At 61.0% G+C, this 13,706-nt stretch carries 7 protein-coding genes; 5 read left to right on the top strand and 2 right to left on the bottom strand.

Features of this window, described 5'->3' with window-relative positions; translation table 11 throughout:
• Positions 1-340: 340 nt before the first annotated feature.
• From JKL45_RS23815 to JKL45_RS23825, 3 genes are all read left to right on the top strand, one after another.
• The gene (locus JKL45_RS23815) at positions 341-2,191 is read left to right on the top strand and encodes a type I secretion system permease/ATPase (protein ID WP_201864282.1); all 1,851 of its coding nucleotides are present in this window, start codon (positions 341-343) and stop codon (positions 2,189-2,191) included.
• Positions 2,191-3,498, top strand: a complete 1,308-nt coding sequence (locus tag JKL45_RS23820) for an HlyD family type I secretion periplasmic adaptor subunit (protein ID WP_376771068.1) — start codon at positions 2,191-2,193, stop codon at positions 3,496-3,498. Before JKL45_RS23815 ends, JKL45_RS23820 begins: the two co-directional genes overlap by 1 nt.
• Positions 3,499-3,888: 390 nt before the next feature.
• The gene (locus JKL45_RS23825) at positions 3,889-4,545 is read left to right on the top strand and encodes a transposase (RefSeq protein ID WP_201864284.1); all 657 of its coding nucleotides are present in this window, start codon (positions 3,889-3,891) and stop codon (positions 4,543-4,545) included.
• A gap of 1,110 nt (positions 4,546-5,655) precedes the next feature.
• Here JKL45_RS23825 and JKL45_RS23830 read toward each other — a convergent pair.
• The gene (locus JKL45_RS23830) at positions 5,656-6,324 is read right to left on the bottom strand and encodes a transglutaminase-like cysteine peptidase (RefSeq protein WP_201864285.1); all 669 of its coding nucleotides are present in this window, start codon (positions 6,322-6,324) and stop codon (positions 5,656-5,658) included.
• Between the two features lie 902 nt (positions 6,325-7,226).
• Here JKL45_RS23830 and JKL45_RS23835 point away from each other — a divergent pair.
• Both JKL45_RS23835 and JKL45_RS23840 read left to right on the top strand, forming a co-directional pair.
• A complete protein-coding gene (locus JKL45_RS23835; protein WP_201864286.1) occupies positions 7,227-8,099 on the top strand; it encodes a hypothetical protein in 873 nt (290 codons plus the stop codon).
• A 107-nt stretch (positions 8,100-8,206) separates the two neighbouring features.
• Entirely contained in the window at positions 8,207-9,307 is a 1,101-nt protein-coding gene (locus JKL45_RS23840) for a site-specific integrase (RefSeq protein WP_201864287.1), read from the top strand.
• Between the two features lie 1,868 nt (positions 9,308-11,175).
• Here the strand turns inward: JKL45_RS23840 and JKL45_RS29780 are convergent.
• Entirely contained in the window at positions 11,176-13,038 is a 1,863-nt protein-coding gene (locus tag JKL45_RS29780) for a M10 family metallopeptidase (RefSeq protein ID WP_210345875.1), read from the bottom strand.
• Between the last annotated feature and the right edge of the window lie 668 nt (positions 13,039-13,706).

Genomic DNA, 13,706 nt, shown 5'->3' on the forward strand with positions numbered 1-13,706 from the left:
CAGGCGAGGGGGCCATGTCCCGCATCCAGGGGGCAAAAAGTGGTTCAATATCCTGTGTGCCTCCGCGGGACGGCTTCCGTGTGCAGGTTGGGTTGCACTTTCCAGCCCAATGGCGGGCAGAGGCCTTCTTCGGTCGGCGATGTGCGATCATATCTCTAGCGCTTCGCTATCATTCTTCCCTTCCGACGCATCGCGCAGCCGCACCGTCAGCCCCCGACGGGTCCGGCTCGGGATATCGTCGGCGGTTCGCTGGGAGCTTAAGCCCCCTCAAGCGCCCGGCGAACCGGCTTTCTTAAGTTCCACCAACTGCATCCGTGGACGTCTCCGGCGAGGATTCGCGATGTCTTCAATACCCAAAAGCCCTCACAGCATCTTGGCGTCCTTCCGAGGCGCCTTTCTCGGGGTTGCTCTGTTGAGCGGTCTTATCAACGTGCTCTACCTGTCCGGATCGGTCTTCATGATGGAGGTCTACGATCGCGTTCTGCCCAGCCGCTCGATTCCGACGCTGGTGGGTCTCTCGGTGATTGTTGTAGCCCTTTACCTATTCCAGGGCCTGTTCGAAATGATTCGTGGGCGCATCCTGGCACGGGTCGGCGCAGCCGTTGACGAAGACCTCAGTCAGCCGGTGTTTCAGAGCCAGTTGGCTGCTCCGTTACGGTCCCGCGTCGAAGGAGATGGCCAGCAGCCTCTGCGGGATCTCGACCAAATTCGAGCGTTTCTGGCCGGAGGCGGCCCCTCCGCCCTATTCGATCTGCCGTGGATCCCGCTCTATCTCATGATTTGTTTCGCGTTCCATCCTTGGATCGGTTGGTTGGCGCTTGGTGGCGCCGCACTGCTAGTCGTCCTGACCGTGCTCACCGAAATCATGACCCGCTCCGCCTCAAAAGCCGCCGTCGGCGCTGCCTTGACGCGCAACGGAATCGCCGAAGGCGCACGCCGCAATGCGGAGGTGGTGCATGCTATGGGGATGGCCAAGCGCATCGGCGGTCGCTGGAGCGAGGCCAATGGCCAATACCTCGCCCATCAGCAGCGCACGTCCGATGTCGCCGGCGGCTTCGGCGCCATGTCGAAGGTGCTGCGCATGATGCTGCAGTCGGCCGTTCTCGCGGTCGGAGCCTATCTCGTCATCGATGGCAGCGCGACGGGCGGTATTATGATTGCCTCATCGATCCTGACCTCGCGGGCCCTGGCTCCTGTCGATCTGGCGATCGCCAACTGGAAGGGCTTTGTCAGCGCGCGGCAGGGGTGGCGCCGGCTCAAGGACCAGTTAGCCAAAGCCGCTGTGGCCGAAGCGCCGCTCAAGCTGCCAGCCCCGAAGGAATTCCTGTCGGTGGAGAGCGCCGGAACCGGCGCCCCAGGTTCGCAGCGTTTCGCGATCCAGGATATCGCGTTTCAGCTCAAGGCCGGAAACGGTTTGGGCATCATCGGACCCAGCGCCTCCGGCAAGTCGTCGCTGGCTCGCATGCTTGTGGGGGTATGGCCAACCTGGCGCGGGAAGGTGCGCTTGGATGGCGCTGCCCTGGAGCAGTGGAATTCAGAGGAACTCGGGCGCTCCATCGGCTACCTGCCCCAGGATGTGGAGCTGTTCGCCGGCACAGTCACGCAGAACATTACCCGGTTCGATCCCCGACCTGACCCCCAGGCCGTGGTGGCAGCGGCGAAGGCGGCTCAGGTGCATGACATGATTCTGCGCTTGCCTGAAGGCTATGAAACCCAAGTCGGCGATGCGGGAGCGGCCCTGTCCGGTGGTCAGCGCCAACGCATCGCTCTCGCCCGTGCACTTTACGGAGATCCCTTCTTGGTAGTCCTCGATGAGCCGAACTCCAACCTTGATGCCGAAGGCGAGCAGGCGCTCACAGCAGCCATCCAAAGCGTGAGGGCCCGCGGCGGCATTGCCATTGTCATCGCTCACCGCCCGAGCGCCCTCGCGAGTACCGACCTCGTCATGGTCATGGCCGAGGGAAGGGTCCAGAGCTTCGGCCCTAAGGAGGAAGTTTTGGGCAAGGTGCTGCGTCCGGTCGGCGGTTCGCCGGCAGCCCCGCCAGCACCTGCCGCAAGCGAGCCGGCCCGGTGGGCCGGCCGGCCGGCCGAGGTTACTGCGACGGTTCGTGCCCCCGGCGGGATAGCGACCCCTTCAACAGCCTCAACGGCCAGTTGGAAAAATGCTCCCAGCGCAGGAGTTGCCTCATGATGCAAGCTACCAAGCCTACTGCTCGCCAGTCGATCCACCGCCATGCGCGGCTGGGGCTCGCGGCCGCACTCGCACTGGTCGGTGGTCTCGGCGGTTGGGCGGCGCTCACGGAACTGTCCGGCGCCGTGGTCGCCGGCGGGGCCGTGGTGGTCGACAGCCATGTCAAGAAGGTTCAACATCCCACTGGCGGGGTCGTTGGTGAGATCCTAGCCCGCGATGGAAGCCGGGTCCGTGCCGGCGATCTGGTGGTTCGCCTCGACGAGACAGTGGCCAAGGCCAACCTCGCCATGGTGAGCAAGAGCCTGGATGAACTCATGGCTCGCCAAGCACGGCTAGAGGCGGAGCGTGATGGGCGCGATGCCGTGGCGTTCGCGCCAGCCTTGCAGCTGCGGCGCACCGAGCCAGACCTGGCGAGCCTTCTGGATGGGGAACTGCGCTTGTTCGACAACCGGCGGATCGCACGAGAGGGGCAGAAGGCCCAGCTTAAGGAACGCACCGCGCAGCTGCAGGAGCAGATCGATGGTCTCAAGCTGCAGGCGTCAGCGAAGAGCGACGAGATCCAGCTGATCCAGGATGAGCTCGGCGGGGTGGAGCAACTGTGGCGCAAGAACCTCGTGCCGATCACCCGCGTGACTGCCCTCAAGCGCGAGGAGACGCGGCTCAAAGGTGAGCGCGGCCAGCTAATTTCGGAGATGGCTCAGGCCAGGGGGCGGATCAGCGAAACGGCGCTGCAGATCCTCCAGATTGATCAGGATCTCCGGAGCGAGGTCTCCAAGGAAATGCGCGAGGTCCAGGCGAGGATTGCGGAACTCGTCGAGCGCCAAGTGGCAGCACTTGACCAGCTCAAGCGGATCGACATCCGGGCCCCGCAGGATGGTGTGGTGCACCAGTCGATGGTGCATACCGTCGGAGGTGTCATCAATGCGGGCGAGCCGCTGATGCTGATTGTGCCAGAGTCAGACGATCTGTCGATCGAGGTCAAGGTGGCGACGCAGGATATCGATCAATTGCGGCCAGGCCAGGACACGATGCTGCGCCTGTCAGCTTTCAACCAGCGCACGACGCCGGAGCTGAAGGGGCGCGTGAGCCTGATCGCGGCTGACCGAGTCACAGATCAACACAGCGGCCTTGAGTATTATCCTGTGCGCATTGCATTCGCGGAGGGTGAGCGGGAGAAGATCAGCGAGGTTCGCCTGGTGCCGGGCATGCCGGTGGAGAGCTTCATTCAAACCCATCAGCGCACCGTGCTCTCTTATCTCACGAAGCCATTGGCCGACCACCTCAGCCGTGCCTTCCGCGAAGAGTAGCCGCAGCCTCATTGTGCGCCATCGGGCGCGCCGATTACTCTGCCCCGATGGTGTCGATGCGATACTTGCAAGATTGCTTCGACAAGGAAGGAGCATCGCACCCAAACATTGGGAAGAGTTCGTCGGCTTGCTCGACGCTTAGCAAAATCTTGGTCAAAGAATACGCAACGGTGCATGAGGCGGAGTGCATTCAGCCACTCTGCCAACTTTTTCCGGTGCGGTAAGACAATGCGCCGTACATCCAAAACAGCTTAACAGCCCGTCGTGAAAAGGGCTGACTGACCGAGACCGCTATGATTCTTGGAGGTTGCTGAAGCCTGACCCGGAACCACCCTGTGCGCTCTGGCTACTGGGTAGCATAGCGGCGATGTCCTGCGATACGAAGCGGAGTTGCCCGATGCCGAATTGGCTTTGATCGCGCCGCTTCTATCCGATCCCTGCGCCAGGGTGCGCTCCCGGCGCTTGCCCGTCCGGAAGATCCTGAATGCGATCTATTACACGCTGGGTGGCGGGATCACCGGGCGGCTCTTGCCCTCCGGTCTGCTGCCTAAGAGCACAGTCTCTCGCTGGTTCAGCCTGTGCCGGGACGCGGGGCTGTTCAAGACTGTCAGCCACCTGCTGGTCATTGCCGGTCGTGAGCGGGTCGGGAAAGAGGCGTCGCCCACCTCCGCCGTGCTCGACAACCAGAATGTCGATACGACGGTTGGTCACGAACCGGTGGGCAAGGATACCAGCCAGAAGGTGAAAGACTGCAAGCGCCAGGTCGTGATCGACACCGACAAGCGCGATCTGTTCCTGGACCCGCGGCAGGGGGGACATGCAGGGCCGCGATGGCGTGCTAGTGGCCATGTGCCTGTCGCGGCGTTCCTCCCGTTCATCACCACAACAATCGCCGACAGCTATTGTGCCGGAGAAGCTCCCATATCAGCGACATCGACCACCATTGGGGTTGTCAGAACTCCACCCGATCACGTGGGTCACTTGCCGACCACACACCTCTCACGGACTAGGAATGCGGACCTTAGGGGTAGGACTAAAGCCCATTAGCAGTCCGAAAATAAATACGGCTAAGGTCCTCCTCCGCGGCCAGCAACAAGCCGTACTTGGGGACAAAGATGAAGATTGGGAGAAGATATGGCGTCGGAAGTGTCGTTTCCCATTGGCTGGTTTTCGCGGTCAGCCAGAGAAGCCATTCTCAACGAGTTTGGTGGCCGCTGCCCCACCGTTCGGGAGGTGCTCAGTCTACCTGATAGGTACTGGCTATCGGTCCCGAACATCGGCTTTTCTACTCTAAGCAGGATGCGTGCTGTTGCGAATAGTGCTGCCGAGACGAGCGACAAACGCCCTTTGGCTGCGAAAACCTTGACCGAATTACAAGCCACCTACCAGCATTTGATAGGTACCATGAGGGGCCTGCAGAGGGATGTTGAAGAGATAAGGATCGAAATTCGGCATAGGGAATTCTGCTCGTCAGTCGCAGAAAAACGGCGCTAGCGAGGTTCTGTACGTATCTCGATCTACGAACGACCGTTGTAAGGACGCTGCGGGCCTATGGAATGGGCAAATGGTGGAAATTCCCGGACAAACTTAGAGAACAGCACTCCCCTTCAGCTGGCATCATTGTTGTCTAAGAGCTTTCGGATCGCGTAACAGGCAAGGATCCTGAATCGGTTAATGCAGAAGAGCGGCCAATCGTAGATGCTGATGCACACCCGAAGCCTGCCACAATGCAAGGGGTCTTCTGTCGTTGAAGAAAGGCAGGCAGATCGATCGGATGCGGCATCATTCGGCGTTTCCCGGTGGGGACGATGCCGTTGCGAAGGCTGATCTCCAATGGGCACGCCGAAGGTGACGCAGCGAGGTGCTCCTGCTCGGCACGTGCAAGAACGCCGCCGTCCCCGCCGAGGATTAGCACCGACTAGAGGACTTCCGCGCAATCTGGGGCAGCCTCGGATAGCGTGCCGTCTTACTTCGGATCTCTAATTATCTCATCTCCAGAGACAATCCGGCGCCGCTACAGTGACTGGTTTGTATGCGCTTTGGTTTACGCCATTGGTAGCAAATCTATGGTTCAGGTGCATCCGAACGTTGCGGCTGAACCCTGCAGCCTATGCAGTGACATCAATTTGTCACCTGGCCTACGGTCTCCGTTTCAGTTTACTGGTTAGCCGTCATTGTGGGCGACGTCCGGCCGCCGAGCGAGACCCAGGCTTGGCCCTCGTCGCCCTCGCGCTTGACGTAGATATAGCCCGTCTTGTGCCATGGCAGGATAGCATTGCGCTTGTTGTCGAGGATGAAGTCGCCGCGGGTTGTGCGAACCATCATCACCGCGTGTCCCGCGCCCTCCTCGTCGATGACCACAGTCATGCGCAACGCCCGGTTGGGGAAGCCAGCCTCGACCAGCCGCTTTCGTTTGACGAGCTGGTAATCCTCGCAATCTCCGTAGCCGTCCTCGGCATAGTTCCAGACATCCTCAACGCCCCAGTGATCCTTGTCAGTCGTCGCCTTTATGCCGGCGTTCACCTGCTGGTTGATCCGGTTGAGGGTCTGCCAATCCCTGGCCGTTAGATCGATGATGGCCGGCTCGGAGGGGTTGATTGTGCACTCGACCGGATTCTGTTCGCAGAACCGAAGCCAGCCTTTGATCGGTGTGGCGGCGTCAACCTTGGCGACGGGCGGGACAATGCTCGGGAGGATGCTTCCGATTTGGGCCTGCGCTTGGGCTGCGGCCGCGCTGACGACCAGCGTAAGGATGACGCCTGCAGAGTGGAACGTTCTCCAGGAAGAAGACCGAACGTTCATAAGCCCGAAGAACGGTTGCCTCATTGCCCCACCGCCACGCCGTTAAGGATTTGTTCATCAAACCTGACACGGCGGATCGGCGGCGCTCAAGGCAAAAGTTAAAGAAGGGTTAACAGGTCGCGCTCCAGAGAGCTCCGGGCTTTCGGTTGGCCGTGCCCCGCGCGGTGTCTAGTCTTCGATGACCAGCCAGCCAGCCAGTGACGTGATCGTACGAGAGGACGCAATGCTCGGTGCTGCTCACGCACGCCTCGCCTGTGCTGAGGGCGGCTTCACTGGGTTCGAGCAGGGTCACGCCGCATTGTCTGGCGTACGATCAGGCTTGAAGAACGGTGACGAACAACTGGAAGGCGCCTCAGCATCAGGGTCGGCGGCACGGGGCAGACGCGAACAGGCGCGGATCCAGACCAGACGTGTGGAGCATAAAGCGGCGGTACCGAACCGCGTTCAAAGCTCAACTGACCCGAAACCTTGATCGGTAAACGCCACGATGCGCCGACCCGGAAGCCAGGAGTTGACCTGGAGGAGGACTGCCTGCCCTGGTCGTGAGAGCTTTGTAGCGCTGGCCATGATCGCGCTAGAGACGTTTGGAGGGTGCCGAAACTCCCCGGATTGTCGAGACCCAGACACGACTGGCGCACGGAAAGGGATGATGCGCGGACAAGAGTGCCGTTCAGTCAGTCCTTCCTCTGCGCTCACCAGGAGTCGCAAGGGGTTTTAGAACCCTGCCAAAAAAATTTGGCCTGCGTTGCAGCCAGGCAACATGCCCCCTTAAACGCGTCTGGGACCGCCGTGATGCCACCTTTCGATCCAAAACGATGAAAAACACCTCCGGGAGCCTCGACGTGCAAGGTCAAAAGCGATCATCGAGCCCTGGACAGTTCCTGGAGATCGCATGAACTTTGCCTCGACATCAAAGGAGATCACCCATGCCAGGCCGGGACCAGAAATCGATGCGCAAGGATGTAGTACCTGCGTACCGCCGCCTTGAGAGGGCGGGCCGGGACAATCTCGGATTCACTGCCCAAGCATTTGGCACCGCAGCCGAGTTTGAGAACCTATGGGTCGCTGCGGGACTCATGTGCTACTTCAACAAATTAGACGCCTCCGGAAAGGCTGACCTCGCAGAGGCCGGGCGGGTCGCTCTGGCGACCCTCCTGCCGGAGGCGGAAGGGCCATGCACAGACATCATCGTGCGCCTCCCGCTCGCGGTGCAGGGCGAGGCCCCCGATGTGTGCCGCTTGCTCGCCGCCCTGAAACTGAAAAGAAGCCGGCGCGTGGTTCCATATATCGAATTCGCTGGCGCAGCCGATCCTGATGAGGTCACCAGGATCGTCGGCCCTGTGGGTGGACGCGTGACTGTCATTGCTACACCCCAAGATCCGGCCGTTGAAGGAGAGGCCGCCGCTAATGATCCAATGAGCGAACCGCCGGCATCCTCAGGCACCTCGAACGAGAAGACCAATACTGACGCCGCGAACGCCACTCACGCGCATACCATGCCCGACGCGTTGTCGTCCGGCATGAACGCCGAGCCTCCTGAGGAAGATGCACCGCCGCTCGCCGAGGTGCCTTGCGCTGCGGATGAGCAAGTGCCGTCTGAGGCCGACGCTTCAATCGCCAACCCGGTGCCGATGATCTACCGCCGCTCGATGCTCGCTCCGCCGCAACGCCCCGCTGCGAACTCCTTGAGCACATCTCCCGCTGCAGCGAGCCACCCTGAGAGGCCCCTGGTTGCAACTGCCGAAGAAGGGACTGAGCGTGGATTAATGACAGAGCACGACCGGTTGAACATCCCATGAGCCTGAGCACAAATAAGGCCCGGCGGCGCGGGAGATCGGAAGAAACGGGCGAGAGGTATCTGAGTCAGGGACACCGGCATCTCAGCCGCGCTCAGCGGCTCAATCCCATGATCGCAGATCCCATTGAGGCGCTCGTCGCCTCCATAGAGCGCGATGAAGGCATCCTGAAATCCAATACGGTGGGCGTGTACCGCCAGGAGTTGGATGCCATCATCAGTCATCTCGCGCGCGAGCTGCCGGAACCGGCGCGGGCACAGTGCGAAGCGATGCGGCGGATCAACGACGCACTGGAACGCCGACGCGGACGTCCGGACGAGCCGCGCACCTCGTCCAAAAAAGTCAAGGATGGAACGCCGCAGGAAGTGGATGAGATCTTCCGGTATATTGCCAAGCGCGCCGTGATTGAGCGCGACGCTGGCACGATCGTCATGGCCCTGGCGATCTACTATTTCCCTCGTGTCGGGTGCCGCCCGGTCGAGTGGATGGGCGCCACGGTCGAGGGACGGACGGTGCGGATCGAGAATGCCAAGCGCCGCGTCGATGATCCACCCACATGGCGGGAGATTACCCTCAGAGATGTTCCGAATCAGGCGATCGAGGTCGCGCCTCAATTCATCAAGCGTCTTGAGGAGGCGGTCGCGCGATACACGTCCTTCGAGGCGTGGCGGAGGGCTGCGAGCGAACTGCTGGCGCGGGTCTGCGCCAGGGTAGGCGTGCGCCGGCTGTGCCTCTATGCATTCAGGGATGTTGCAATCGCGACCTGGAAGGCGGCAGGACTGTCCCCTTGGGAAATCGCGGTTCTGGCGGGCCATTGGTCTACTAAAACCGCGACCCGGCACTATGCGTCTGAAAAGCATGGCCATCCCTTGGAGGTGGCCAGGGCCAACCAGGCTGCCATCATAGCCCTCCAACAGAAGGCTCAGCAAAACCGTCCGGGCGATACCGATGCTACCGAAGTGCCCCCACGCCACGACCGAGGACCGGACGAGGACGCTCTCATCGAGGACCTGCCGCGGCCGGTCTTACCCCCAAGTCCTGAGCGCGAAACAATATCGTTTGCACCCTACATCGAGGATATCGATCGAAAGGTGGATCAGGGCATGGGCAGTCGCGGCGGAATTCGCAGGCGGCCGGATGGCGGCGGGCAGAAGCCAGGCCATCATCCAGCGGTTACTGGCGTGCCTGCATCTCCAAAACTGTATCGCTAGTCAGCAGCCTTGGCTCCGCCAGGTGAGCTTTGTGACGTGTCGTGCCGATCTTTGTCTTTGGACTTCGCCCGCATTGACTCGCTGTCGAATGAGCAGAGGCGGGTGACCGCCTGCTGCGTATCCCCCGCTCGGCATGCAGTACGATCGACTCAGGAGAGGCCGCGCTGAGCAAGTTCCATGAGAATTCCGCAGGCACCGTATGCGTTGTAACGGGTGAGCATGTGCCTGCGGATCTCTGACCTGCCTAAGAGGTGCCCGATGACCGGGGTACCTGAACCGTTGACAAATGACCTTATTGATCCCTTGCCGGTCTGCACGATGCCGGAATGCGTCTTGGTGAGCCGGTGAAGATGGACGTGATCGCCTGACTTGGCCTGCTTGTTGTCATCAACGGAGTGCCGTCCTACGTCGCCCGACGATCAACGCAGAGAAAGAAGTGTTCGGCCGCTTTGTATTACCCGCAGGTCTGTGCTCCGATCGCAGCGCCGAGTTCGATACCCGTCAGGCGCGAGGGCCCTCTCCACATGACGGCAATGCCAGACGAAGGGGCATGCCCGCGCGAGACCGCCGCTCATGCGGGCGATCTTATTCCGGTGGTCTTGAGTTTTCTTTCGCACAGGTGAGGTCTGGCCCCTGTCTCTCACCAGCCCATGGAGCGGGTCGAAGTCCAGAGCTGTCAGGACAAACCGAGGTGGCACATCCGGCATGATGAGGTTGAGCCTCGTCATCATGAAGGTTTGCCAGCTCGTGACGCAGTCGATGCCGAGCAGACTCACCAGCAGCTCGGCTGATCGCAGCTTGGTCTCCTCCGCCCGGCCGCCGGAGCTGAGGAACTTGTGGAACAGCTCGACCATCCAACAGATGGCGTACCAGTCGAGCATCTGGATCGCGTTCGCGCGGGATCCCTGCGGCGGATCCGTGACCGGCTGCTAGTCAATCCGCTCCCGGTCTTTTGGCACGTAGAACTCCTGCGCGTAGATCATAGGCACGATGAGCGCCAGCGTGCTCCACGCGAGATTTTGTGTCTCTCGCTGCGGGCAACCGGGTTGATGAGGGTGACGGTCGACTTCGGATCGGGCGAGCTCAAGGCCGTGGCCGGTCGCGGTGACTTCGACGGCGAGACGATCCTGCCTGTGACCAAGCGAGGATCTCGTCCATCCTGCCTGACGAATGATCGACCACTTAAGTTTCCGGTTAAGTCGACAAGCAAGGCTCTGTTACCTGGCAAGGGGACGCGAGCCGCTGCGCGGCCAGCGAGGAGCTCAGGTACTGCCGATGTAGGAAGCGTGGACTAATGGCGCGGGGCTAATGGACCACGGCCTTTCGGCGCTATCCGGTGAAGACACGCTGCCCAGCGGGTCCGCAGCCGGATCAGGCGCTGTGAGCGTGTGGACGTGCTGGAGGCGGTGCAGCGAAGACCCGGTTGGAACCGGGGCGATGCGCCGGCGGGATGGCGCTGCACGTGCTCGCCTACGATTTGACCCGAGACTGAGTACCCTAAGGCTTCATCCGGACATAGGAGATGGGCTTTGCCCTTGTCCTTAAACCCAAGAGGCGCTGGCGTCCGCCAATGACCAGCGGCCGGAAACCCAGCGCCTACGGTTCCGGATCGCTTCGCATATAGGAGGTGTGACGGTGAAGGGCGGGATCCTTTCGACTATGACATCAATATCGCCGCCCGGCTTTAGGCGCTCTCCGTGCCCCGGGACATACAATTGTCGGCAACAGCCCAGGAGTTTGTTCGTAAGGCCTGCCCGTCACCTTCGAGGACCTCGGATCTAAGGCGTCAAGAGCATCAATGAGCTGATCCAGACACTCGCCGTCATAGCAACCCACGGGAAGGGTTATGACGTCGGAGTGGGCGAGGCTTAGATGACGAGGATGTCTGCTGCCGTCATTTTGAGCTTCTTCGAAATCGTGGCGATCTCGACCGGCTTGTCCCTGCCTGAACCGTCAGCGTCGTAGTAGAGCACGCCCGTATTCTTGTCGTAGATGACGTAGTCGTTCTTATCCTTGGCCTTGGCGCCCACGGCGAAGAACTTCGTGTCCATCAGAGCGGGAGTCGCCTCGGATCCCCTCTTCCCGAGTTTGGTGAAGATCTTGTTGTCGAGATAAATTGAGTCATCCGCCACGACGAAGTCTGCCACCTTGTCACGATTGGCCATGGTCGCCTTCGTGTTGAAGACGAAGGCATCCTTGCCCTTGCCGCCGTAGAGCCTGTCCTTTCCGACCCCGCCATTTATGACGTCGTTGCCGCCACCCCCGTAGATGGTGTCGTTGCCGCCGCCGCCGCTGATGTAGTCCGAGCCCTCGGTCGAGCGCAGGTACGACTTGCCTGTGGTTATGGAGATCATGTCGTGGCCGCTCGTTCCTTTGACCGTGCGGCCTTGAGGTGGAGACGGTGGCGGCATGAGTGGGAGATCTATCGGGGTCTCAACCGGCGGATCGACCGGCTTCTCCACCGGGGGCTCGACCGGGTCGGGGGGAGGGGGCTCACCGCCGAACTCGCTCGCGGCGTAGGTTCGGTCGGAGAACCGAAAATATTCTATGCCTCTGAGTAGGTCATGGCCATCTGGAGACGCCGAGCGCAGATCCACCACGTCGAACGAGCTGTCGCCTATGAGAGTGATGGAATAATCCAGTCGCGAACCCGAGAACACGGTGGTGTCGTTCGCGTGTCCGCCGTCGATGAGGTCGTCACCGGCCCCGCCCGTCAGGGTGTCCTTGCCTGCGCCGCCCTCCAGGGTGTTGGCCGCTTCGTTGCCGGTGATCGCATCGGCTCCGGAGCCTCCGACGGCGTTCTCGATCAAAGAGCGGGAGTCTCCGTTGTACTGGAGGGCATTGGCGATGTTGCCGGGCGGGTTGGAGCCCTTCCAGTCCAGTGCGGAGAGCTGTGCGGCAGATGTAATTGTCCACCAGCCCGGCCGAAGGTCGACGGTCAGGCTGGTCGAGTAGCTCGAGAAGTCGTAGGTGTCCGTGCCGCCGCCGTCCCATACGGTCTGGAAGATGCGGTTCCCGCCGGGAGTGCCCTGTCCGGCCCCATCGATCGACATCTCGCCCGTGTTCGGGTTCCACGAGTACGTGGTGCTTCCGCCGTTGGTCGTGAAGCTTGCGCCGTACATGTGCTGGAGAGTGGCGATGTCGTAGAGCATCAGGGTCTGCGCGTAGCCCCAGATCTCGTTCATATAGCCGCCGAGCTCGGCGGACGTGGCCGACTTGTAGCTCATCACCGTCCATTCCATCGAGTCCCGGTCAGTCGGCATCGCCGAGGCCTCATGCGGATGCTTCAACCCCAGCGCATGCCCAATTTCGTGCAGGAAGGTCTGGAAGGCGTAGTTGCCGAGCATGGGATCATCGTAGTCCCCAGTATGGTTATTGTACCAGGAGTCGCCGCCCTCGGGTTGGGAATGGGGCAGGTACGCCCAAGCGGTTCCGGGCAGATCAGACATGCCGAAGCGAAGGTCGCCGTGCTGGGAGGCGGTCTCGGTCACGAGGGAGAAGCTGAGGTTAGCGACCGCCGAGAACATGTCGAGGATCTTCGTGACAACGGCTTGCTGGAGTGCGTTCAGTGCCTCAAAATTGTTTGACGGCTCACCAGTCACGTATGCGCCGTAGAAGGATTCTTCCGTTGGGAAGCTGTAGGTCAGGCTGCTGACAGCCCACTTGTGCGCTGAGAGAAGCCCGTCAGCGTAAGGATCACCTGACGGATTAGTGTTCGTATAGGCAGGCATGACGCCCCGAATGGTACTTTGTGGTTAGGCTGAGTAGGAGTGTTCTGCAGCGGGGGTCAAGAAGCCTCGCGCGCTGGCGTGGGCTGAATCGTCAACGATCGTGGTGTGCTCTGGAAAGAAGGTTACCGAATTCTTGAGCGCATCGGTCAATCATGGGGAGGCACATTGAACTTCAGGGTCGCGTGGGGGCTGTTCCGTGTGCTTTCCAGAACCGCGCAGGAATGTTTCGCGCGCTTTGGTGCCGAGCCCTTCAAGATGATGGTGTCGTCATCATAGGATCCTGAGACGGAATATGGGGCGGGTTCACAGCCCTTCTAGAAGACGTATGCGGTACCATTCGCTATTCCGCGAAGTCGAAGGCCCGCCGCATTCTTGAACTGCCCGCGGAACAACATCGTACCTTCCTGGACGATCTTTGAGATTGCGTTCCTGGGAATGGTGTATCGGATTCTCGCCAGAGCCGAAGTTGACGTACATGCCGGAGCCGTTGTGGACATACAGCCGGTCAGTGTCCCATCCGAGTCCGTCCTCCAAGCGCTCAGGCCTATTACCTCCAGCCCTCCAAGAGCCAGCGATGACGTGCTTCCCATTCTAGATGCCGTAATGGGCCTGCCGCTCACGGAGTAGCGAAGCAGGGTGGCTGTCCCTCAGAGTGATGTGTGTGGAAA

This window comes from Microvirga soli (assembly GCF_016734765.1).
Lineage (GTDB): Bacteria > Pseudomonadota > Alphaproteobacteria > Rhizobiales > Beijerinckiaceae > Microvirga > Microvirga soli.

Excerpts from the sequence above, each read along its gene's own strand:
- JKL45_RS23820 (WP_376771068.1), top strand. The coding sequence starts at position 2,191 with ATGCAAGCTACCAAGCCTACTGCTCGCCAGTCGATCCACCGCCATGCG.
- JKL45_RS23815 (WP_201864282.1), top strand. The coding sequence starts at position 341 with ATGTCTTCAATACCCAAAAGCCCTCACAGCATCTTGGCGTCCTTCCGA.
- JKL45_RS23835 (WP_201864286.1), top strand. The coding sequence starts at position 7,227 with ATGCCAGGCCGGGACCAGAAATCGATGCGCAAGGATGTAGTACCTGCG.
- JKL45_RS23840 (WP_201864287.1), top strand. The coding sequence starts at position 8,207 with ATGATCGCAGATCCCATTGAGGCGCTCGTCGCCTCCATAGAGCGCGAT.
- JKL45_RS29780 (WP_210345875.1), bottom strand. The coding sequence starts at position 13,038 with ATGCCTGCCTATACGAACACTAATCCGTCAGGTGATCCTTACGCTGAC.
- JKL45_RS23830 (WP_201864285.1), bottom strand. The coding sequence starts at position 6,324 with ATGAGGCAACCGTTCTTCGGGCTTATGAACGTTCGGTCTTCTTCCTGG.